This window comes from Rathayibacter sp. AC182, from assembly GCF_979253875.1.
Genome location: NZ_CEEDEK010000003.1, coordinates 239,211 through 261,430, shown reverse-complemented (window position 1 = coordinate 261,430; position 22,220 = coordinate 239,211). Strand labels below are relative to the sequence as shown.

The following is a 22,220-nucleotide window of genomic DNA, read 5'->3' as shown; positions in this document are numbered from 1 at the left end:
GGGCGGATCTAGAGGATGTCGGGATCGTCGAGGCGGACCCGCAGCTTCGGGGCCGGTCGGAAGCGGCCCGGAGTGGTCGGCGGCCGACGGCGGCGGGTGGCGTTGCGGACGACGGCGGACCGGAGCCGGGCGGCCACCTCCGCACCGCGAGCGTAGTCGAAGCGCACGATGGCCCGGACGGAGCCGTCCTCGAGCCCGACCGGTCCGAGGACCTCGTGCCGGTCGCTCTCGTCCAGCGCCTCGAGCGCCTCCTCGACCGCGTGCGCGTCGCCGCTCACGGTGGCCAGGCGCACCGCGGGCGGGAAGCGCAGGGCCCGGCGCTCGAGCAGCTCGGCGCGGAGGTACTCGGCCTGCCGCCAGGTGGCCAGGGCGGTGGCGATCCGCCCGCCGACACCGACGAGCAGCACCGGGGCCCCGGCCTGGCCAGCGCGGCCGCGTTCGACCACGTGCGCAGGGCGTCGTCGGCCACCCGCAGGCTCTCGCGCGCCAGCATCCGCTCGCCGTCGAGGAGGAGGACGGCGTGGTAGCCGCCGTCGGCCCGCGGTTCGGCGCCCCGGGTCGCGACGACGAGCGCCGGCTCGTCGGTCAGGGTGAGCACCGGCCGCTGACCGTCGGCGACGACGACCTTGGCACCCGGGAAGGCGCGCCCGAGCTCCTCCGCGGTGCGGCCGGCGCCGAGGGTCACGAGACGGAGCGAGGTGGCCTCGCAGACGGAGCAGCTCCACTCCGCCGCGATCAGCCCGCACCAGCCGCAGCTGGGCCGCGCACCCGCCGAGTGCACGGCCAGCGGTCCCTGGCAGCGGTTGCAGCGCGCGACCGTGCGGCAGCGGGCGCAGGCGACGACGGGCGCGTACCCGGGGCGCGCGACCTGCACCAGCACGGGACCGGAGTCGAGGCCGATGCGCGCCTGCCGCCAGGCGGAGGACGGGATGCGGGCGGCGGCGTCGTGCTCGTCGACTGCGGACTGCTGCGCGGTGGGAACGACGTGGGGGCGGCGCGCGGGACGCGGCTCGACCTCGGCGGCGAAGCCGATCTCGACGAGGCGCTCGACCTCCACGGTGCGGGTGTGGCCGAGCAGGACGAGGCCGGCTCCGCTCTGCTCCTGGCGGACGAGGGCGACGTCGCGGGCATGGGCGTAGGGGGCGAGGGGCTCGGCGAAGAGCGGATCCCCGTCGTCCCAGAGGGCGATCAGCCCGGGCGACGTCGAGGGTGCGTACAGGACCGAGCGGTTGCCCACGATCACGCGCGGTCCGGGACCGAGGCAGCGCAGGAACGCGGCGTACCGCTCGGCGCCCTTCTGCCGCGCGTCGAGGCGCACCACCAGCTCCGCCGGCAGCAGGTCGGCCAGGGCGAGCTCGAGCTGCTCCTGGTCCCGGTAGTCCGGCACGGCGAGGATCGCGTCGCCGCCCGCGACGACCGCGTTGCGCGCGAGCTCGGCGAGGGTCAGCGCCCAGCCGCCGATCCAGGTCCCGGTGGAGAGCTGGACGGGGGCGGGCACGGCTCCGACGGCGAGCCGCCCGCCGAGGGGCAGCGCGTCGAAGGCGCCGTCGGCGTAGCCGGCGACCGGTGCGGACGCCACCGGGACCGGGACGACCGCCCGCTCCGCCGCGAGGTGCGCCTTCTCGACCCGCACGTGCCGGCGCGGCACCGCGAGGCGCAGGACGTCGCTCGCTCCCCCGGCCGCACGATCGGCGACGCGGCGGGCCAGCGCCCACACCTCGGGGGTGAGGACCACCACCGGCGAGACGAGCTCCTCGAGCTCGCTGAGCGCGCCCGCGTGCTCGGATCCCTCGCCGACCTCGACCACGAAGGCGTCGGCGATGCGGCCGCCGGTGCGCAACGGGACGCGCACGCGGACACCCGGGCGCACCTGCGCCTGCAGCGGCGGCGGGACCGTGTAGTCCAGGAGCCGGTCGAGCTGGGGCAGCGGCGAGTCCAGGAGGACGCGCGCGACGACGGCCGACGCGCCGGAGGGGCTCTCCACCGCCTGCGCCGGGCCCGCTACGAGAGGCCCGCGGCGGAGCGGAGGTCGTCGACGCGGTCCAGGCGCTCCCAGGTGAAGTCGGGGAGCTCGCGGCCGAAGTGCCCGTAGACCGAGGTCTGCGAGTAGATGGGGCGCAGCAGGTCGAGCGCGTGGATGATCGCAGCGGGGCGCAGGTCGAAGACGGACCGGATCGCCTCGGTGATCTGCTCGTCGGGAACGGTGCCGGTGCCGAAGGACTCGACGTAGAGGCCGACGGGAGCGGCCTTGCCGATCGCGTAGGCGACCTGCACCTCGAGGCGGCGGGCGAGCCCGGCCGCGACGGCGTTCTTGGCGACCCAGCGCATCGCGTAGGCGGCCGAGCGGTCGACCTTCGACGGGTCCTTGCCCGAGAAGGCGCCGCCGCCGTGCCGCGAGGCGCCGCCGTACGTGTCGACGATGATCTTGCGGCCGGTGAGCCCGGCGTCGCCCTGCGGGCCGCCGATCTCGAAGCGCCCGGTGGGGTTGATCAGCAGCCGCACCGCGGAGGAGTCGAGGTCGACGGTCTCGAGGACGGGTCGGATCACGTGCGCCTCGATGTCGGCGTGGATCGTCTCGGTGCTCACGTGCTCGGCGTGCTGCGTCGAGAGGACCACCGTGTCGATGGAGCGGGGCGTCGTGCCGTCGTAGCCGATGGTGACCTGGGTCTTGCCGTCGGGACGGAGGTACTCGAGCTCGCCCGACTTGCGGACGGCGGCGAGGCGCTCGGCGAGACGGTGCGAGAGCCAGCTCGGCAGCGGCATGTACTCGGGGGTCTCATCGGTGGCGAAGCCGAACATGAGCCCCTGGTCGCCCGCTCCCTGGCGGTCGAAGGCGTCGTCGTCGGACGAGTCGGTGCGGACCTCGAGGGCGGTGTCGACGCCGGCGGCGATCTCGGGCGACTGCTGGCCGATCGAGACCGAGACGCCGCAGGAGCGGCCGTCGAAGCCCTTCTCGGAGGAGTCGTAGCCGATCTCGACGATCGTGTCGCGGACGATCTTGGGGATCTCGACGTAGCCGGAGGTCGAGACCTCGCCGGCGACGTGCACGAGGCCGGTGGTGACGAGGGTCTCGACGGCGACGCGGCTCTTCGGGTCCTCGCGGAGCAGGGCGTCGAGGATGCGGTCCGAGATCTGGTCGCAGATCTTGTCGGGGTGCCCCTCGGTCACGGACTCGGACGTGAACAGACGGAGGGGTCCGGAGGAGGTCATGCGGAGGGTCTCATTTCGTTCCGGGGACTGTTCGGCCGGGGCGTCGAGCGCGGTCGGCCCACGAGGAGCGAGGACCACCGACGACGGCAGCGGGGCGCGGCGTCGTGCGGACACGGATCGTCGGGCTCGGGGTGTTCCGCGCCCGACCGGCGGAGGGGCCGCGCTCGGATCTGGTCCGCGCACGCGCGGGACCCGCCTGAGAGCAGCCGCCGTCGGCTAGCGCGCGACCACGTCGAGGACGCGGTCGGCCACCGACGCCTTGGTGCCGGAAGCCTCGATCACTATATCCCCGGCCCGATCGAGGACCACGACGGAGTTGCTGTCGCTCTGGAAACCCTCGGTCCAGCCGACCCTGTTGAGGACGAGCAGGTCGCAGCCCTTGCGCGCGATCTTCGCGCGGCCCAGGGCGAGCATCGCCTCGCGGTCGGGCTCGGTCTCGGCGGCGAACCCGACGACGAGCTGGTTCCCCGCCCGGGCGGCCGCGATCTCGGCGAGGATGTCGGGGTTCTTCACGAGCTCGAGGACCAGGCGGTCGCCCTGCTGCTCCTTCTTGATCTTCGACTCCGAGACGTCGGCGGGGCGGTAGTCGGCCACAGCCGCGGCCATGACGACGATGTCCGCGTCGGCCGAGGCGGAGAGCGCCGCCTCGCGGAGTTCGAGGGCGGTGCCGACGGGGACGACCGTCACTCCGCGCGGCGTCTCGATGTCGAGGTTCGCCGCCAGGAGGGTCACGCTGGCTCCTCTGGCCGCCGCCGCGAGGGCGAGGGCGACGCCCTGCCGGCCGCTCGAGCGGTTCCCGACGAAGCGGACCGGGTCGAGCGGCTCGCGGGTGCCGCCCGCGGTGACGAGGACCCGCAGGCCCTCCAGGTCGCGCTTCGCACCGCTCGCGCGGCGGTGGACGGCGAGGGCCTCGGCGACGATCGTCGCCGGTTCCTCCATGCGTCCGGCACCGGAGTCGGTACCCGTCAGCTGCCCGACGGCCGGTCCGACGAGGTGCACGCCGCGCGAGCGGAGCGTCTCGACGTTCGCGACGGTGGCGGGGTTCGCCCACATCTCGGTGTGCATCGCGGGAGCGACGACGAGCGGCGCAGTGCTCGCGAGCACCGTGTTGCCGAGCAGGTCGTCGGCGAGGCCGGTCGCGAGCTTCGCGAGGGTGTGCGCCGTGGCGGGAGCGATCACGATCAGGTCGGCCGCCTGGCCGATCGCCACGTGCCGCACCTCGGCGACGCCCTCGTAGAGCTCCGTGTGCACGGCGTTCCTCGAGATCGCCTCGAGCGTCGGCTTGCCGACGAACCGGAGGGCGGCCTCGGTGGCCACGACGTGGACGTCGTGGCCCTCGAGGACCAGGGCTCGCACCACACCGACCGCCTTGTAGGCGGCGATGCCGCCGGTGATCCCGACGACGACGTTCAGTCGCCGAGCGGTCTTCCGCGAGGAGCGCACCCGGGGAGGACCGTGCTACTCGGCGAGGGGCTGGGCGACGAGCTTGTCCTCGTTGATCTCGTGGAGAGCGACCGAGAGCGGCTTGTCGTCGATGGTCGAGTCGACCAGCGGGCCGACGTTGTCGAACAGGCTGCCCTCGTGGAGGTCGGCGTAGTAGTCGTTGATCTGGCGCGCGCGCTTGGAGGCGAAGATCACCAGCGCGTACTTCGAGTCGACCTTCGAGAGGAGCTCGTCGATGGGCGGGTCGATGATGCCGAGGTTGTTGGCCATGGTGTCTCCTTGTTGGCTTGTCAGCTTGTTGGCTTGTCAGCACTGCGGGGCGCGTGAGCGCCGATCTGCGGCTCCGGAGGCGCGCGACGCGGCGGCGCCTCGGGGCTGGGCCCTGTCGGCGGTCGGGGCGTCGGCCCGGAGGTGGTCGGTGGCCCGGACGTCAGCGGCCCGGGTCGGCGGGCGCGCCGTCGGAACGAGGCGACATCAATTCTACGACCTCGCGGGCCGCTTCGGGCACTGTGCTGTTCACGACCGCGAAATCGAACTCGTCCTGCGCGGCCAGCTCGACCCGTGCGGTGGCCAGCCGGCGCTGCTGCTCCTCGGGGCTCTCGGTCCCCCGGCCGACCAGGCGGCGCACGAGCTCGTCCCAGCTGGGCGGCAGGAGGAAGACCAGTCGCGCGTCCGGCATCCGCTCGCGGACCTGCCGGGCCCCTTGGATGTCGATCTCGAGCATGACCTGCCGGCCCTGGGCGAGCGCGGCGTCGATCGGGCCGCGCGGAGTGCCGTAGCGGTAGGCGTTGTGCACGGTGGCGTACTCGAGGAACTCCCCCGCCTCGACCATGCGGTCGAACTCGGCGTCGTCGACGAAGTAGTAGCTGACGCCGTCGACCTCGCCGGGACGCGGGGCCCGGGTCGTCGCCGACACCGAGAGCAGCACCTCGGGGTAGTTCTCGCGGATGTAGGTGGAGACGGTGCCCTTGCCGACGGCGGTGGGCCCGGCGAGGACGACGAGGCGCGTCCGCTCACCGCGGCGCTGGCGCGCCTCCCGCTGCTCGAGGAAGGAGTTCAGTCCCTCCACCTGGCGGCGGCCGAGACCGCCGAGGCGCTTGGACGGAGCGATCTGCAGCTGCTCCATCACCCGCGGCGTCTTCACGACCCCGAGAGCCGGGACCGCGCGCAGCAACTCGCTCACGCGCATCCGTCCCTCCACTCCGGTGGGGTCGGTCTGCGCCGCGGCGAGCACGGCGGTGGCCGGGCGCTCGCCCGAGGCGACGTGCTTCTTCACGACCGCACGGGCGCGCCGGGCGGCGATCGCGGCGGCGGACGCGGCGAGACGGTCGACCTCGGGGGGCGACGGACGGCGGCTGCCGGTCGTGACCGGTCCGGTCTCGGCGGGGCTCACGGCTTCAGCGGACAAGGGTCTCCTGGATGTCTCGGGCGCGGCGGTCGATCTCGGCGGCGATCCCCTCGGGACCGGCGCCGAGGACACTGCGCGACTCGCTCACGAGCGTCGTGGCCGCGAGGGCCCCGAACAGCCTTGGCGCGTCCGCGAGAGACGCGCCCTGGTGACCGAAGCCCGGTGCCAGCACGGGGAGCCCGGGGGTGAGCGCGTCGTCGGTCCGGATACCGTAGTCGCCGAGCGCGACCGTGGCTCCGAGCACGACGCCGACCGAGCCGATCGGCGAGCGCGCGTGTCCCGCGTTCCAGGATGCCACGTCCGCCAGCACGGCGCTGGCCAGCGGCGACCCGGCGTGCTCGCCGTCCTGCACGAGGGCCCGCTGAACGGCGCCCGCCTCCGGATTGGAGGTGGCGGCGAGGACGAAGACGCCCTTCCCCGCCTCCTCCGCGAGCTCGAGCATGCCGTCGAGGGAGCCGAGCCCCTGATAGGCGGAGGCGGTCATCGCGTCGGCCTCGAGGGGCGAGCCCGGGCGCAGCCACGCCTCGGCGTAGGCGGTGACGCTCGTGCCGATGTCGCCGCGCTTGACGTCGGCGATCACCAGGAGCCCGGCTGCGCGCGCGTCGGCGAGGACGCGCTCGAGCGCGAGGTAGCCCGCCGAGCCGTGGCGCTCGAAGAACGCGACCTGCGGCTTGACCACGCCCACGCGTCCGGCCGCGGCCTCGACGACCCGGCGGCCGAACGACTCCAGGCCGGCCGCGTCGTCGTCGAGCCCCCACGCGTCCAGGAGGAACACGTGGGGGTCGATCCCGACGCAGAGCTGCCCGTGCGCGTCGAAGGCGCGCTCGAGACGCGCTCCGAAGGACTCGGTCACGCCAGGCGCTCCGCCCGACGCAGCGCGTAGTCCTGCAGGCTCGTGACCTCGAAGGGCTCGCCCGCCACGTCGAGCGAGGCGACGGCGGCCGCGAGCTGCGCGATGGTGGTGAACAGCGGCTTGTCGGCGGCAACCGCTGCGGCGCGGATCTCGTAGCCGTCGGCGCGGGAGGCTCCTCCGCTGGGCGTGTTGATCACGACGTCGACCTCATCGCGGCTGACCAGCTCGACGATCGACGGCGAGTCGCCGACGGCCTCCTCGCTGTACTTGCGCACGACCCGCGTCCGGATGCCGTTGCGGTTCAGCACCTCGGCGGTCCCCTCGGTCGCGAGGATCTCGAAACCGAGCTGGCGCAGGCGCAGCGCCGGGAGCACGATGGCGCGCTTGTCTCGGTCGGCGACCGAGATGAAGACGGTCCCGCTCGAGGGCATCCCGCCGTAGGCCGCGTCCTGGCTCTTCTTGAAGGCCCTCGGGAAGTCGCGGTCGATGCCCATGACCTCTCCGGTCGAGCGCATCTCGGGGCCGAGGAGGGAGTCGACGATCTGGCCCTCCTTGGTGCGGAAGCGCTTGAAGGGCAGCACCGCCTCCTTGACCGCGATCGGCGAGTCCATCGGCACGTCGGAGCCGTCGCGCTCGGGCAGCAGGCCCTCGGCCTTGAGCTCGGCGATCGTCTCGCCCACCATCAGCCGCGACGCCGCCTTCGCGAGCGGGATGCCGAGCGCCTTCGAGACGAAGGGCACGGTCCGGGAGGCGCGGGGTTGGCCTCGAGGACGTAGAGCACGCCCTGCCCGATCGCGAACTGCACGTTGAGGAGCCCGCGGACCCCGACGCCCCGGGCGATGGCGAGGGTCGCGTCGCGCACCTCGTCGATCTGCCGACGGCCGAGGGTCACGGGCGGGAGGGTGCACGCCGAGTCGCCGGAGTGGATCCCGGCCTCCTCGATGTGCTCCATGACTCCGCCGATGTAGAGCTGCTCGCCGTCGTACAGCGCGTCGACGTCGATCTCGATCGCGTCGTCGAGGAACCGGTCCACCAGCAGCGGGTGCGTCGCGTCGATGATGCCCTGGTCGGCCATCCGCTCGAAGTAGTCCTCGAGCTGCGCGGCGCCGTAGACGATCTCCATGCCGCGACCGCCGAGCACGAAGGACGGCCGGACCAGCACCGGGAAGCCGATCCCGGTCGCGACGCCGAGGGCGCCCTCGAGGTCGATCGCGGTGCCGTTGCGAGGAGCGAGCAGGCCCGCCTCGTCGAGGATGCGGGAGAACGCTCGCGCTCCTCCGCCAGGTCGATCGCGGCGGGGGTCGTGCCGAGGATCGGGACGCCCGCCTCCTCCAGCCCCTTCGCCAGGCCCAGAGCGGTCTGCCCGCCGAGCTGCACGACGACGCCGACGAGCTCGCCGGACTGCGACTCCGCGTGGATGACCTCGAGGACGTCCTCGAGGGTCAGCGGCTCGAAGTAGAGCCGGTCCGACGTGTCGTAGTCGGTCGAGACCGTCTCGGGGTTGCAGTTGATCATGATCGTCTCGTAGCCGGCCGCCGAGAGGGCGAACGAGGCGTGCACGCAGGAGTAGTCGAACTCGACGCCCTGGCCGATGCGGTTCGGGCCGGAGCCGAGGATGACGACCTTGCGGCGGTCGGCTGCCACGACCTCGGTCTCCTCGTCGTACGAGGAGTAGTGGTACGGCGTGAGCGCCGGGAACTCCCCGCGCAAGTGTCGACCGTCTTGAAGACGGGGCGGACGGCCAGCTCGTAGCGCGTCGCACGGACCTCCGCCTCCTCCAGGCCGCGGAGCTCCGCGATCTGGATGTCCGAGAATCCGTGGTCCTTCGCGAGGCGCAGCAGACCCGCGTCCAACGCCGGGTGCTCGCGCACGAGGTCGGCGATCTCGTTGATGAGGACGATCTGGTCGAGGAACCAGGGGTCGATCTTCGTCGACTCGAAGGCCTGCTCGACGCTCGCGCCGAGGCGCAGCGCCTGCTGGACGGTGACGATGCGGCCGTCGGTCGGCGTCTTCGCGATCTCGAGGAGCTCGTCGACCGAGTGCTTCTGCTCGCCCCAGTGGAAGGAGGAGCCGCGCTTCTCGAGCGAGCGGAGCGCCTTCTGCAGGGCCTGGGCGTAGTTGCGGCCGATCGCCATCGCCTCGCCCACCGACTTCATGGTGGTGGTCAGCGTCTTGTCGGCGGCCGGGAACTTCTCGAACGCGAAGCGCGGGACCTTGACCACGACGTAGTCGAGCGTCGGCTCGAAGCTCGCCGGGGTGACCTTCGTGATGTCGTTGGGGATCTCGTCGAGACGGTAGCCGATGGCGAGCTTCGCAGCGATCTTGGCGATCGGGAAGCCGGTCGCCTTCGAGGCGAGGGCCGACGAGCGCGAGACGCGCGGGTTCATCTCGATGACGATGATGCGGCCGTCGGCGGGGTCGACCGCGAACTGGATGTTGCAGCCTCCGGTGTCCACACCCACGTCGCGGATGATCCGGATGCCGATGTCGCGCAGCTTCTGGTATTCGCGGTCGGTGAGGGTCAGCGCGGGGGCCACCGTGATGGAGTCGCCCGTGTGCACGCCCACCGGGTCCACGTTCTCGATCGAGCAGACGACGACCGTGTTGTCGGCCGTATCGCGCATGAGCTCGAGCTCGTACTCCTTCCAGCCGAGGATCGACTCCTCGAGGAGCACCTCGGTGGTGGGGCTCTGGTGCAGTCCGTCGCCGACCATGCGCACGAGCTCCTCGCGGGTGTACGCGAAGCCGGAGCCGAGGCCGCCCATGGTGAAGGACGGGCGGATGACGAGCGGGTAGCCGAGGTCCTCGGCGTACTCGATCGCCTCCTCGACGGTGTGCGCGATGTAGGACTTCGCGACGTCGGCGCCCGCGTCCAGCACGAGCTGCTTGAAGATCTGGCGGTCCTCGCCGCGGTTGATCGCCTCGAAGCTCGCGCCGATGAGCTCGACGTCGTACTTCTCGAGGATCCCGAGGTCGTGCAGCTGGATGGCCGCGTTCAGAGCGGTCTGGCCGCCCAGGGTGGGCAGGATCGCGTCCGGCTTCTCCTTGGCGATGATCGCCTCGATCGCCTGCGGGGTGATCGGCTCGACGTAGGTGGCGTCGGCGAAGTCGGGGTCGGTCATGATCGTCGCCGGGTTGGAGTTGACGAGGATCACGCGCACCCCCTCGGCGCGCAGCACACGGCAGGCCTGGGTGCCCGAGTAGTCGAACTCGACCGCCTGGCCGATGACGATCGGGCCGGAGCCGATGACGAGGACGCTGTTGATGTCTTCCCTGCGCGGCATTACTTCTGCTCTCCGGTGGTGCTGGTCGAAAGGATGTCGTTCGCGGGCTCGGCGTCGCCCTGCTCGGCCGTGCGCTGCACGACCATGGCGCGGAAGCGGTCGAACAGGTAGTTCGAGTCGTGCGGTCCGGCGGCCGCCTCGGGGTGGTACTGCACCGAGAAGGCGGGGATGTCGAGGCAGCGCAGGCCTTCCACGACCGAGTCGTTGAGGCTGTAGTGGCTGACCTCGACGCGGCCGAAGCCCTCGGGCGAGTCGAGCTCGCCGTCGATGGGCGCGTCCACCGCGAATCCGTGGTTCTGCGCGGTGATCTCGACGCGGCCGGTGAGCTTGTCGAGCACCGGCTGGTTGATGCCGCGGTGGCCGAAGGGCAGCTTGTAGGTGCCGAAGCCGAGCGCGCGGCCCAGGAGCTGGTTGCCGAAGCAGATGCCGAAGAAGGGCAGATCGGCGCGCAGCGTCGTGCGCAGCAGGTCGACGTGGCGGTCGGAGGCCTCCGGGTCTCCCGGTCCGTTCGAGAAGAACAGGGCGGACGGGTCCAGCGCCAGGACCTCGTCGGCGGTGACCGACTCGGGCAGCACGTGCACGTCGAAGCCGCGCTCGGACAGGTAGTGCACGGTCGAGGTCTTCACGCCGAGGTCGATGACGGCGACGGAGCCCACGCGCTCGCCCTGGGCGGGCACCGTGTACTGCTCGGTCGTCGAGACGGCGGAGGAGAGGTTCATCCCCTCCATCTGCGCGCCGCCGAGGACCAGCGCGAGCTGCTCCTCCTCCCAGGGCGAGGTCCTCGCCCGAGAAGACGCCGGCCCGCATCGAGCCGGCGGAGCGGATGTGGCGCGTGATCGCCCGGGTGTCGATCCCCGAGATGCCGACGATGCCGTCGGCCTCGAGGTCGTCGTCGAGCGAGCGCTGAGCGCGGAAGTTCGACACGACGCGGGAGGGGTCGCGGACGACGTAGCCGGCGACCCAGATGCGGCGCGACTCCTTGTCCTCGTCGTTCGTGCCCGTGTTGCCGATGTGCGGTGCGGTCTGCACCACGATCTGGCCGGCGTAGGACGGGTCGGTCAGCGTCTCCTGGTAGCCGGTCATGCCGGTCGCGAAGACGATCTCGCCGAGGGTGCGCCCGCGCGCGCCGTAGGCCTGACCCGTGAATCGTCGCCCGTCCTCGAGGACGAGGACGGCGGTGGGTTCGGTGCTGAGGCGTGACGTTGGCACGGACTAGGAGCCCTTCTGGTTCGGGGAGGAGCCGCCGTCGGCGGCTCCCGGGGTGGAGGGGGAGGATTCGGGGCCGGCGAGCCGGCGGAGCTCCGCGACGAGGTGCCGGCGCAGGGCCGGCTCGGCGACGCGGAGATAGGAGTCGACCGTCTCGGCACCGCGCGGCGACCACGAGAGCACGAGCAAGCCGCCCTCCTCGACGGCGCGGTCGATGGCGTAGCTGCCCTCGCCCGCACCGCGCAGCAGGGCTGCGGGGATGACGGTCGGTCGCTCGCCGACCGGCGCGAGGACGACTCCGCGCTCGTGCAGCCGCAGCGTCGCCTTCCCGCGGAAGCCCAGGCCCGGCAGCACGACGCGCTCGAGCGGCTGCTCGAAGCGGGTCGTCGCGACGTAGGGCAGCTCGACCGACTCGAGTTCCGCGCCGAGGGACTCGGCGGGGACGGCCTCGGGGACGAGGTCGGCGGAGCGGCGGCGGCGCGCCCGCCAGGAGAGGATCATCCCGGCGAAGACCAGGACGACGACCGCGGCGATCACGATCGTGATCGCGGTCCTATCCACGGGCGGACCTCGCGGCTCCTGCGACCACCGCGGCATCGACGAGCTCGCCGTCGAGGACCGTGGGGTAGCCGTCGTGGAGCGTCGCGACGACGCGACCGGGAAGCTCCCGACCGAGGTACGGGGAGTTGGCGCTGCGCCCCCGGAGGTCGGACGTCGAGAAGCTGCGGCGCACCTCCGGGTCGTAGAGCGCGATGTTCGCCGGTGCGCCGACCGCGATGCCGCGGTCGTAGCCGTCGAGCCGGCCGATGCGGGCGGGCGCCTGCGACAGCACCCGGGCGACGTCCGCCCAGGTCATCCGACCGTCGTCGACGACGGCGGCGTGCACGACCGACAGGGCGCTCTCGAGGCCGACCATGCCGAACGCGGCGGCGTCCCACTCGCAGTCCTTCGACTCGACCGGGTGCGGGGCGTGATCGGTCGCGACGATGTCGATGGTGCCGTCGGCGAGGGCCTCGCGCAGGGCGAGCACGTCCTCGTCGCGGCGCAGCGGCGGGTTCACCTTGAACCGGGCGTCGTAGCCGCCGCCGCCCTCGCCGTCCGCCGCGATCAGCTGCTCGGTGAGCAGGAGGTGGTGGGGCGTGACCTCGGCGGTGACGTCGATGCCGCGGGCCTTGGCCCAGCGGATCACGTCGACCGAACCGGCGGTCGAGACGTGGCAGACGTGCAGCCGCGAGCCCACGTGCTCGGCCAGGAGGACGTCGCGCGCGATGATCGCCTCCTCGGCGACCGCGGGCCAGCCGGCGAGGCCGAGGGCGCTCGAGACGGCTCCCTCGTTCATCTGCGCGCCGACCGTGAGCCGCGGCTCCTGGGCGTGCTGAGCGACGACGCCGTCGAACGCCTTCACGTACTCGAGCGCGCGGCGCATCAGCAGAGCGTCCGAGACGCACTTCCCGTCGTCCGAGAAGACCCGGACCGCCGCGCGGCTGCGCGCCATCGCGCCGAGCTCGGCGAGGGACTCCCCCGCCAGGCCGACGGTCACGGCGCCGATCGGCCGCACGGTCGCGTAGCCGGCGTCCTCGCCCAGGCTCTGCACCTGCTCGACGACGCCCGCGGTGTCCTGCACCGGCGACGTGTTGGCCATCGCGAAGACGGCGGTGAAGCCTCCTGCAGCGGCCGCGCGCGATCCGGTGAGTACCGTCTCGCTCTGCTCGAAGCCGGGCTCGCGGAGGTGGGTGTGCAGATCGACCAGGCCGGGCAGCGCCAGCAGGCCGTCGGCGTCGATCACGCGGGCGCCGCGCGAGTCGAGGTCGGTGCCGATCTCGACGACGACTCCGCCGTCGACGAGGACGTCGGCGGTGCTGTCGTCGGCGAGCGTCGCTCCCGAGATCGGGATCCGCCGGGGGCTCTCGGTGCTCATCCAGTGGGACCTCCCGTTCGCCGGACAGCAGCAGGTAGAGCGCGGCCATCCGGACCGAGACCCCGTTGGTGACCTGTTCGAGCACCGTGGAGCGGCTCGAATCGGCGGCGGCCGAGGAGATCTCGACGCCCCTGTTCATGGGTCCGGGGTGCATGACGATGGTATCGGGGCCCAAGCGGGCCAGGCGCTCGTCGTCGAGACCCCAGATGCGCGCGTACTCGCGGCCGTTGGGGAAGAAGCCGCTCGACATGCGCTCGAGCTGGATGCGCAGCAGCATCACGACGTCGGGGAGCCCGGAGTCGATCGCCTCGTCGAGGTCGAATCGAGGATGGTCGCCGGCCAGTCGACCGTGTCGACGGGGACGAGCGTGGGCGGCGCGACCAGGGTGACCTCGGCGCCGAGCGCGGTGAGCAGCCAGACGTTCGAGCGGGCGACCCGGCGAGTGCAGGATGTCGCCGACGATCGTGACGGCCACCCCGTCGAGCCCCTTGCCCCGGAGGCGGTGGGGCCGTGCAGCCGGCGGCGGATCGTGAAGGCGTCGAGCAGCGCCTGGGTCGGGTGCTCGTGCGTGCCGTCGCCGGCGTTCAGGATCGACGCGTCGATCCATCCGCTCGCCGCGAGCACGGCCAGGGCTCCGGACGCGCCGTGACGCACCACGACGCCGTCGGCGCCCATCGCGGCGAGGTGTCTGCGCCGTGTCCTTCAGGCTCTCGCCCTTCGACACGCTGGATCCCTTGGCGCTGAAGTTGATCACGTCGGCCGAGAGCCGCTTGGCCGCCGCCTCGAACGAGATGCGGGTGCGGGTCGAGTCCTCGAAGAAGAGGTTGACGACCGTCTTCCCGCGCAGCGTCGGCAGCTTCTTCACCTCGCGGCTCTGCACGTCGGCCATGTCCTCGGCGATGTCGAGGAGGCCGATCGCGGAGGAGCGGTCGAGGTCGCGGGTCGAGAGCAGGTGCTTCATGCGGTGCCCTCCGTCGGCGGCCTCGTCCGCCGGGCGCGTCGACTCGATCGCGACCAGGTCCTCGCCGTCGACCTCGAGGAGGCGGACGTTGATCCGCTCGCTGAGACTGCTCGGCAGGTTCTTGCCCACGAAGTCGGCCCGGATGGAGGCTCGCGGTGGCCGCGGTCGACCAGCGCGGCGAGGCGGACCGCCCGGGGCCGGCCGATGTCGCTCAGGGCGTCGAGCGCGGCGCGGATGGTGCGACCCGAGAAGAGGACGTCGTCCACCAGCACGACGGTGCGTCCGTCGATGCTCGCCGGCACGGCGGTCCTCGCCGGGGTGCGCACCGGGTTCCGGGAGAGGTCGTCGCGGTACATCGTCACGTCGAGGGAGCCGGCGAAGACGGGAGCCGCCTCCGGCTCGATCCGGGCGATGGTCTCGGCGATCCGCTGGGCGAGGACCACGCCGCGGGTCGGGATCCCGAGGATCACCAGCGACTCCGCTCCCCGGTTGGACTCGAGGATCTCGTGGGCGATGCGCGTCAGAGCGCGCGTGATGTCAGCGCCGTTCAGCACGATTCGTGCCGTCACACCGACCTCCTTCCCCGTCCCTCCGGACGGCCTTAAAGGAAATGTCTCGATGAGTATAGGGGCGCGGGCCGCGTCCCTCGGGTGCGCCGGCCCACTCCCGCCCCGCAGGAGCACGCCCGGCCCGCGGACCCGCCCGATCGTGCGAGTCGGATCCGGCGAGCCGGAGGCACCCGCCCCCGATCGGGTCGAGCGCCCGGGGTCAGACCGCCGTGCGCGACTCCGCGACGGAGGCGAGCAGCCCGTTGATGAAGCCCGCCGAGTCGTCCGTCGAGAGGACGGTCGCGGCCTCGACGGCCTCCGAGATCGCGACGCCGTCGGGGACCTCGTCGTTGTGCAGGATCTCCCAGACGCCGATGCGCAGGATCGCGCGGTCGACGAGGGCATCCGCGCGAGCGTCCAGCCCTTCGAGAGCCGCTCGATCAGCCCGTCGATCTCGGCGGAGTGGTCGATGACGCCGTCGACGATCTCACGGGCGTAGAGCCAGGAGGCCTCGCGCGCGGGCTCGTGGACCGCCCGCTCCGCTTCGGCCCGCAGCGACTCCGCGAACGGGATCTGCCGGACATCGGCGTTGTAGATGATGTCGAGGGCGCGCTTGCGCGCCTTCGTGCGTGCACTCACGGACGCCCCGGCTCAGCTGGACGCGGCCGAGGTAGTCGCCCGTGCGGGTGTCGACCTTGACCTTCGTGCCCTGCTCGAGGAAGAGCGGGACCTGGATCTGGTAGCCGGTCTCGACGGTGGCGGGCTTGGTGCCGCCGGTCGAGCGGTCGCCCTGGAGGCCCGGCTCGGTGTAGGTGATCTCGAGCACCACGGACGCGGGGAGGTCGATGTAGAGCGGGTCGCCGTCGTGCAGCGCGAGAGTGACGTTCTGGTTCTCGAGCATGAAGTTCGCGGCGTCGGCGACGACGGCCTCGGGGACCGTGATCTGGTCGTAGTCCGAGGTGTCCATGAACACGAAGTCCTGGCCGTCGCGGTAGAGGTACTGGAAGTCGCGACGGTCGACGTTGGCGGTGTCGATCTTGGCCCCGGCGTTGAACGTCTTGTCGACGACCTTGCCGGTCAGGACGTTCTTCATCTTGGTGCGGACGAACGCGCCGCCCTTGCCCGGCTTGACGTGCTGGAAGTCGATGACGTTCCAGAGCTGACCGTCGATGTTGAGGACGGTGCCGTTCTTGATGTCGGTGGTAGAGGCCATGCGAAGGGGGATCCGTTTCGGTGGAAGTCTGCTGCCGGTGGACCCGACTCCGGGCGCGGCGATATCGGCCGGTACGGCTGACCCGTCGAGTGTAGTCGATGGGCGCGGCGGGGCCGAGGGAGTCCTCACCGCTCCTCCCGCAGAAGGTGCGCTCGGGAGAGGATGGGAGGACGTCGCGAGAGGAGACCCGCCATGCAGGACGTCCCGACCCTGATCGACACCGGCCCGCTGGACGCCGCGTTCGCCGTGGTGCCGATCGTGATCGCCGCCGTCGTCGTCCTCATCGCGGTCCTGATCGTGGTGAACCTGCGCCGGGCGAGGAAGCTCGGCGTGGATCCGCTCACCCTGCAGACGGACGTCGCCTCGAAGCTCGCCACCGGCGAGTTCGGCGCCGAGCGCCCCCTCGGCGAGCGGCTCGCCGAGATCGACGGGCTGCTGGCCGCGGACACGATCACCGAGCAGGAGCACGCCGCGGCGAGACGGGCGGCGCTCGAGGGCCGCACCTGAGGCCTGCCCGCCCTAGGAGCCGATCTCCCGGTACGCCGCGAACAGCAGGGAGGTCTCGGGCCCCTGGAGGATGCTGGGCCGCGCGATGTCGTCCAGCACCACGAACCGGAGGATCCCCGCTCGGGACTTCTTGTCGCGCTGCATCGCGGCGAGGAGCGTCTCCCACCGCCCGAGCGGGTAGCTCGTCGGCAGGGTCAGCGACTCGAGGACGCTGCGGTGGCGGTCGACCGCCGAGTCGCTGAGCGAGCCGGTGAGGCGCGACAGCTCCGCGGCGAACACCATCCCGACCGAGACGGCGGCGCCGTGACGCCACTGGTAGCGCTCGGCGTGCTCGATCGCGTGCCCGAGGGTGTGCCCGTAGTTCAGGATCTCGCGCAGCCCCTGCTCCGTGAAGTCCTCGCCGACGACCCGGGCCTTGATGCCGATCGAGAAGCTCGACGAGTCGGCGGAACTCCTCCGAGCCGGGGTCGGTCGCCAGATCGACGTCCGACTCGATGATGTCCAGGATCTGCGGTTCCGCGATGAAGCCGTACTTCACGATCTCGCCGAAGCCGGCGAGGATCTCGTTGCGCGGCAGGCTCGAGAGCACGTCGAGGTCGGCGACGACCGCTCGCGGGGCGTGGAACGCGCCGACGAGGTTCTTCCCCTCGGCCGTGTTGATCCCCGTCTTTCCGCCCACGGCGGCGTCGACCATCCCGAGGACGGTCGTGGGCACCTGGACGAGGCCGACGCCCCGGAGCCAGGTGGCGGCCACGAACCCGGCCAGGTCGGTGATCGCTCCTCGCCGAAGCCGACGACGACGTCGGTGCGGGTGAAGTCGGACTGGCCCATGACCTGCCAGCAGAACGCCGCGACCTCGACGCGCTTGGCCGCCTCGGCGTCGGGGACCTCGGCCAGCAGCACCTCGTAGCTCTCGAGCAGGCTCTCGCGGATCTCCGCGGCGAGGACCGCGAGCGTGGGCGGGTGCACGATGAGCACCTTCGCAGCGCGCGGGCCGATGGCGTCGGCGAGCCCGTCGAGCAGCCCGCGGCCGACGGTGATGTCGTAGCCGGCGGCGCCGGGCACGGTGATGGCGGTGGAGCCGTCGTTCATGGAAGTCTTCCGCTCGGGCGGCCGGAGTCGGCCGCCGGGTCTGCTGCGCGCGCCGCCGGCGGCGATCGCGTCGTGGGTTCGGGGGTCTCGGGCCGGTCGGGCGCGCACCCAGTCGGCGATCTCCGCAGCGATCGCGGTGATGGGCCGGCGGGAGGTGTCGAAGGTGACGTCCGCGAGCGCCTCGTAGAGCGGGCGCCGCTGCTCGTGCAGACGGGTCCAGTCGGCGACGCCGCCGCGGACGAGGGGTCGGCTCCCGGAGCCGAGACGGTCCCGACGGCCTCGGCCGTCGTGGTGAGCAGGACCACGGGGACCTCGGCGAGATCGGCCTGCGTGTCCGGATCGAGCACCGCTCCCCCGCCGAGGGCCAGCACGACGTCGCGGCGGACGGCGCTCTCGACGACGAGGCGCTCCTCGCGGCGGAAGGGCCTCTCCGTGCGCGTCGAAGTACGCGGCGATCGGGCCGTGGCCCGCGACGAACTCGGCATCGGAGTCGACGAAGGCCGCCGCGAGGGACTTCGCGACCCGCTTCCCGATGGTCGTCTTCCCCGCCCCCATGGGGCCGATGAAGACGACGCGGGCGCGGGCCGCGCCGGTATCGTGCCCGGCCATCAGCGCTCTCGCCCGAGGGCGCATCCGCGGATCACGACACGCCCAGGGCGGGGTTGCTCGCGCTCGCCGTCCGCAGCTCGGCCGGGATCGCCTCGAGGTAGCCGCGCAGGTTCCGGCGCGTCTCGGTGACGCTGTCGCCGCCGAACTTCTCGAGCACGGCGTTCGCGAGGACGAGGGCCACCATCGCCTCCGCGACGACTCCCGACGCGGGGACGGCGCAGACGTCGGAGCGCTGGTGGTGGGCTCCGGCCGCCTCGCCCGTCGCCACGTCCACCGTGCGCAGGGCGTGGGGAACGGTCGCGATCGGCTTCATCCCCGCGCGCACGCGCAGGACGGTGCCGGTGCTCATGCCGCCCTCGGTACCCCCGGCGCGGTCGCTGGAGCGCGAGATGCCCGCGGCGTCCTGGAACAGCTCGTCGTGCGCCTCGGACCCGCGGCGGGTCGTGGTGAGGAAGCCGTCGCCGACCTCGACGCCCTTGATGGCCTGGATGCCCATGAGGGCCGCGGCTAGCTGGGAGTCGAGCCGCCGGTCCCAGTGGACGTAGGAGCCCAGTCCCGGCGGGAGACCGTAGGCGAGCACCTCGACGACACCGCCGAGCGTGTCGCCGTCGTCGTGAGCCCGGTCGACCTCGGCCACCATCAGCGCGCTGGTCGCGGCGTCGTGGCACCGCAGCGGATCGGCGTCGAGCGAGTCCACGTCGGCCGCCGTGGGCAGTGGGGATCCCTCCGGCACGCGCACCGGGCCGATGGCGAGGGTGTGGCTGACGAGCTCGATGCCGAGTTCGCCGAGGAACCGCCGGGCGATGGCGCCCAGGCCCACCCGTGCCGCCGTCTCGCGCGCGGAGGCCCGCTCGAGGACGTTGCGCGACTCGGCGAAGCCGTACTTCTGCATGCCGACGAGGTCCGCGTGCCCGGGCCGGGGCCGGTGAGTGCGGCGCCGCGGCCCTTCGGCAGGGTCTCGGGGTCGCGCGGCTCGGCCGACATCACGTCGACCCAGCGGGGCCACTCGGTGTTGCCGATGCGCAGCGCGATCGGGCTGCCCATGCTGGCGCCGTGGCGGATCCCGGACGAGACGGTGAGCTCGTCCTGTTCGAAGTTCATCCGTGCGCCGCGGCCGGTAGCCGAGCTTGCGCCGGGCGAGATCGGTGCGGATGTCCTCGAGGGAGACGGGGACCCCCGCGGGGAGTCCTTCGAGGACGGCGATGAGTTCGGGGCCGTGGGATTCCCCGGCCGTGAGCCAACGGAGCATCCACAGATTCTCGCACACGGGGCGGGGCCGCACCGCCGGGCGGCCCCGCCCCGGCGGTGCGGGGTCAGAGCCGTCGGGTACAGCCGCGCGCATCGCGGCGAGCACGTCGTCCTCCGGGGCAGCGTGCGCGTCGGATCCCCGCCGGCGAAGATCCGCACCTGGACGAGCGCCTGGTGCAGCAGCATCCCGAACCCCGAGACCACGGGCGACCGCCGGGCGCGCCAGCGTATCGCGAGGGGGCTCGGCCACGGGGCGTACGCCACGTCGAAGAGGGTCGAGGCGGCGATGACGTCGTCGGGCACCGCGAGCTCCTCGGCAGCCGCCCCGGGCAGCGTCGAGATCACGAGCGGATGCGGCTCCCCCGCCGACCACTCGTCGAACGACCGGATCTCGAGCACGGTGCCCAGTGTCTCGGCGACCGCGCGCAGCGGCCCGCCCGAGCCGGAGCGCGGACGGTCGCGGTGACGCGGGACGCGCCGAGCTCGGCCGCGGCCGCGATCGCCGACGCGGCCGTCGCCCCCCGCCGAGCACCTCGACGCGGTCGACGCGGGTGACGCCCGCGTCGCCCAGCGCTCGGACGATCCCCGCCACGTCGGTGTTGAAGCCGCGGCGGCGGACCGAGGAGCCGTCCCGCTCCAGCAGCACCGTGTTGACGGCCCCGGTGGCGCGGGCGACGAGGTCCTCCTCGTCGAGCAGCGGCCGGACGGCGTGCTTGAGCGGCATGGTGAGCGAGAGGCCGTGCCAGCGTGCGACCGGGTCCTCGAGGACGGCCGCGAGGGTCTCCTCCGTCGTCTCGAGGGCCGTGTAGCTCCAGTCGAGACCGAGCACGCCGTAGGCGGCGGCGTGCAGGGCCGGCGACTTCGAGTGCGCGATCGGCGAGCCGAGGACCGCGAGGCGGCGCCCGGACGCGGTCACTGGTACTCCGGGTGGTCCCGCATCCAGGCCTGCCACTGCGCCACCGCGGCGTTGTGCTCGGCGTCGGTCGTCGAGTACACGGTCTCGCCGGTCTCGAGGTTGACGGTGACGAAGTACATCCACGTGCCCTCGGCCGGCCGCAGCACCGACTCGATCGCGATGTCGCCCGGGTTCGAGATGGGGGCGGGCGGGAGGCCGTCGCGCTGGTAGGTGTTGTAGACGTTGTTCACGTCGCCGCGCTCGGCGTCCGTCGTGGTCACCCGGTCGGTCGCTCCGGTTCCGTAGGCGACGGTCGCGTCCGACTGCAGGCGCCAGCCCTGGTCGAGCCGGTTCTGGAACACCCGCGCCACCTTCGGGAAGTCGTCGGCGATGCGCGCCTCCCGCTGCACGAGCGAGGCGAAGACGATCACGCGGTAGCGGTCCTCGACCGGCACCTGCGCCTCGTCGAAAGCCTGGTACATGCGGTTCACGAGGGTCTGCAGGATGTCGTGGGCAGGAGTGCCCGGGTCGACGTCGTAGGTGGCCGGGAAGAGGAAGCCCTCGAGACTCGTCGCCTCGGCGGGAGTCCGAACGAGCCCCAGTCGGCCGCCGCCGCCTGGAGCTCCTCGACAGGCACGCCCGTGCCGTCGGCGATGAGGGGCAGCGCCGAGGCGAGGGCGGTGCCCTCGGGGATCACGAACGTGTTGGCGAGCCGCGTGGACTCGGAGTCGAGCAGCGCGGCGAGAGCGGACTTGGCGCTCATCTCGGCCTTCATCGAGTAGGCGCCCGGCTGGAACACCGGCTCCGGCGTCGTCGAGACGAGGAGCTCGTAGAACGGCGCGTACGACTTGATCACGCCGTCCGAGACGAGGTTCTCGGCGATGTCGCTGCCGCCGTCGCCCTGGTGGATCGTGAAGACGACCTCGCTCGTGCCCGTGCCGGCGAAGTCGGTGGCCTCCGGCTCGGCGAACAGCGCCCGGACGGGCTCGAGGAAGACGGTCACGGCGACCGCGACCAGGGCGGCGAAGACGCCGAAGGCGAGCAGCCCGCCGATCAGGCCGCGGTGGTTGCGCCGCTTCCGCGGTGCTCCGGCCGCCTGCCGGCGACGACGGCGGGTCGACGCCTTCGCCTCCGGATGCGCCGCGGCGACGGCCTCGCCGCGATCGCGCGGAGCAGGCACATCCGGCCCGGAGAAGAGCCGGTCGAGTGGATCGTGGCCGGACTGCTCCGTCGGGCCGTCCACTCGAGGCGGGGGCTCCTGCGGAGGCGTCGGGAGCTGATTCTGCTGATCGGCCTCTGTGGCGCGGGCGGCGCGGCGGCTCGGGGGACGTCGGTCACGGGTGGGTCGTCCTTCGTTCGGTTCGAGCGGGATCCCGGCGGGGGTGCCGGAGGAGCGCTCGGAATCGATGGCGTGCTGCAGGATCACCACGGCGGCGACCTGGTCGATCACTGCGCGGGAACCGCGCGTGTCGCGTCCGGAGCGGTGGAGGGCGCTCTGCGCGGTCACCGTCGACAGGCGCTCGTCGACGAGTCTGACGTGCGCCGCGGGGATAGCTCGCGCCAGTCGGCCGGCGAACTCCCGCGCGTCGTCGGTGGACGCGGTCTCGGCGCCCGAGAGCGAAAGCGGCAGCCCGACCACGATCGCGACCGCGAGGTGCTCCTGCGCGATCGCGGCGATGCGGGCGATGTCGGCGCCGCTCCCGGCGTCCTTCTCGCGGACGACGGTCTCGACCGGCACCGCGAGCAGACCGTCGGCGTCGCAGCGGGCGACACCGATGCGGGAGCGTCCCACATCGATGCCGAGCCGGACGCCGAACTGGTCCAT

Annotated in this window: 12 protein-coding genes and 11 pseudogenes; 1 reads left to right on the top strand and 22 read right to left on the bottom strand. The window is 72.6% G+C overall.

The genetic code is table 11. The annotated features are described in order from the left end of the window. Positions 1 to 8: 8 nt before the first annotated feature. The 15 genes and pseudogenes from AC0CII_RS04270 to efp all read right to left on the bottom strand — a co-directional run. Entirely contained in the window at positions 9 to 278 is a 270-nt protein-coding gene (locus tag AC0CII_RS04270) for a hypothetical protein (RefSeq protein WP_465228734.1), read from the bottom strand. Further along, positions 275 to 1,984 (bottom strand): primosomal protein N' family DNA-binding protein, encoded by a 1,710-nt coding sequence (locus AC0CII_RS04265; protein WP_465228733.1) that lies wholly within the window; start codon positions 1,982 to 1,984, stop codon positions 275 to 277. Before AC0CII_RS04265 ends, AC0CII_RS04270 begins: the two co-directional genes overlap by 4 nt. 17 nt (positions 1,985 to 2,001) lie before the next feature. Next, the gene (gene metK, locus AC0CII_RS04260; protein ID WP_207402657.1) at positions 2,002 to 3,210 is read right to left on the bottom strand and encodes a methionine adenosyltransferase; all 1,209 of its coding nucleotides are present in this window, start codon (positions 3,208 to 3,210) and stop codon (positions 2,002 to 2,004) included. A gap of 216 nt (positions 3,211 to 3,426) precedes the next feature. Continuing rightward, on the bottom strand, positions 3,427 to 4,623 hold the full coding sequence (gene coaBC / locus AC0CII_RS04255; RefSeq protein ID WP_465228046.1) for a bifunctional phosphopantothenoylcysteine decarboxylase/phosphopantothenate--cysteine ligase CoaBC: 1,197 nt from the start codon (positions 4,621 to 4,623) through the stop codon (positions 3,427 to 3,429). A 45-nt stretch (positions 4,624 to 4,668) separates the two neighbouring features. Beyond that, the gene (rpoZ, locus tag AC0CII_RS04250) at positions 4,669 to 4,923 is read right to left on the bottom strand and encodes a DNA-directed RNA polymerase subunit omega (RefSeq protein WP_055791825.1); all 255 of its coding nucleotides are present in this window, start codon (positions 4,921 to 4,923) and stop codon (positions 4,669 to 4,671) included. A gap of 160 nt (positions 4,924 to 5,083) precedes the next feature. After that, complete coding sequence (gene gmk / locus AC0CII_RS04245; RefSeq protein WP_465228047.1) at positions 5,084 to 6,046, bottom strand: guanylate kinase; 963 nt, start codon at positions 6,044 to 6,046, stop codon at positions 5,084 to 5,086. Between the two features lie 4 nt (positions 6,047 to 6,050). After that, the gene (gene pyrF / locus AC0CII_RS04240) at positions 6,051 to 6,914 is read right to left on the bottom strand and encodes an orotidine-5'-phosphate decarboxylase (RefSeq protein ID WP_465225911.1); all 864 of its coding nucleotides are present in this window, start codon (positions 6,912 to 6,914) and stop codon (positions 6,051 to 6,053) included. Then, a pseudogene (gene carB / locus AC0CII_RS04235) lies at positions 6,911 to 10,198 on the bottom strand (carbamoyl-phosphate synthase large subunit). Before carB ends, pyrF begins: the two are co-directional and overlap by 4 nt. Then, positions 10,198 to 11,407, bottom strand: a pseudogene (gene carA, locus AC0CII_RS04230) (glutamine-hydrolyzing carbamoyl-phosphate synthase small subunit). Before carA ends, carB begins: the two co-directional pseudogenes overlap by 1 nt. Before the next feature lie 3 nt (positions 11,408 to 11,410). Continuing rightward, the gene (locus AC0CII_RS04225; protein WP_465225913.1) at positions 11,411 to 11,965 is read right to left on the bottom strand and encodes a PH-like domain-containing protein; all 555 of its coding nucleotides are present in this window, start codon (positions 11,963 to 11,965) and stop codon (positions 11,411 to 11,413) included. Then, positions 11,958 to 13,322 (bottom strand): dihydroorotase, encoded by a 1,365-nt coding sequence (locus AC0CII_RS04220; RefSeq protein ID WP_465229044.1) that lies wholly within the window; start codon positions 13,320 to 13,322, stop codon positions 11,958 to 11,960. The genes AC0CII_RS04225 and AC0CII_RS04220 overlap by 8 nt, the downstream gene beginning before the upstream one ends. Positions 13,323 to 13,332: 10 nt before the next feature. Then, positions 13,333 to 14,283 (bottom strand): annotated as a pseudogene (locus AC0CII_RS04215) (aspartate carbamoyltransferase catalytic subunit); the annotation flags it as partial. Between the two features lie 42 nt (positions 14,284 to 14,325). Next, a pseudogene (gene pyrR / locus AC0CII_RS04210) lies at positions 14,326 to 14,852 on the bottom strand (bifunctional pyr operon transcriptional regulator/uracil phosphoribosyltransferase PyrR); the annotation flags it as partial. A gap of 199 nt (positions 14,853 to 15,051) precedes the next feature. Next, positions 15,052 to 15,470 (bottom strand): annotated as a pseudogene (nusB, locus tag AC0CII_RS04205) (transcription antitermination factor NusB). Positions 15,471 to 15,489: 19 nt separating this feature from the next. Then, positions 15,490 to 16,044: pseudogene (gene efp / locus AC0CII_RS04200) on the bottom strand (elongation factor P); the annotation flags it as partial. A 192-nt stretch (positions 16,045 to 16,236) separates the two neighbouring features. On the opposite strand from efp, the gene AC0CII_RS04195 reads away from it, so the two are divergent. Then, positions 16,237 to 16,551 carry a hypothetical protein gene (locus tag AC0CII_RS04195; RefSeq protein WP_465228732.1) on the top strand — a complete coding sequence of 105 codons (315 nt, stop codon included), beginning with the start codon at positions 16,237 to 16,239 and terminating at the stop codon, positions 16,549 to 16,551. Positions 16,552 to 16,563: 12 nt separating this feature from the next. Here AC0CII_RS04195 and aroB read toward each other — a convergent pair. From aroB to ruvX, 7 genes and pseudogenes are all read right to left on the bottom strand, one after another. After that, a pseudogene (gene aroB / locus AC0CII_RS04190) lies at positions 16,564 to 17,643 on the bottom strand (3-dehydroquinate synthase). After that, a pseudogene (locus tag AC0CII_RS04185) lies at positions 17,640 to 18,198 on the bottom strand (shikimate kinase). The pseudogenes aroB and AC0CII_RS04185 overlap by 4 nt, the downstream one beginning before the upstream one ends. An 85-nt stretch (positions 18,199 to 18,283) precedes the next feature. Further along, a pseudogene (gene aroC, locus AC0CII_RS04180) lies at positions 18,284 to 19,501 on the bottom strand (chorismate synthase). 654 nt (positions 19,502 to 20,155) lie between these two features. Beyond that, a pseudogene (locus tag AC0CII_RS04175) lies at positions 20,156 to 20,416 on the bottom strand (shikimate dehydrogenase); the annotation flags it as partial. Beyond that, positions 20,413 to 20,997: an endolytic transglycosylase MltG gene (gene mltG, locus AC0CII_RS04170; RefSeq protein ID WP_465229043.1), complete on the bottom strand. Its 585-nt coding sequence runs from the start codon at positions 20,995 to 20,997 to the stop codon at positions 20,413 to 20,415. The pseudogene AC0CII_RS04175 and the gene mltG, both read right to left, overlap by 4 nt. After that, entirely contained in the window at positions 20,883 to 21,251 is a 369-nt protein-coding gene (locus tag AC0CII_RS04165) for a hypothetical protein (protein ID WP_465229042.1), read from the bottom strand. The genes mltG and AC0CII_RS04165 overlap by 115 nt, the downstream gene beginning before the upstream one ends. Positions 21,252 to 21,746: 495 nt before the next feature. Further along, positions 21,747 to 22,220 (bottom strand): annotated as a pseudogene (ruvX, locus tag AC0CII_RS04160) (Holliday junction resolvase RuvX); the annotation flags it as partial.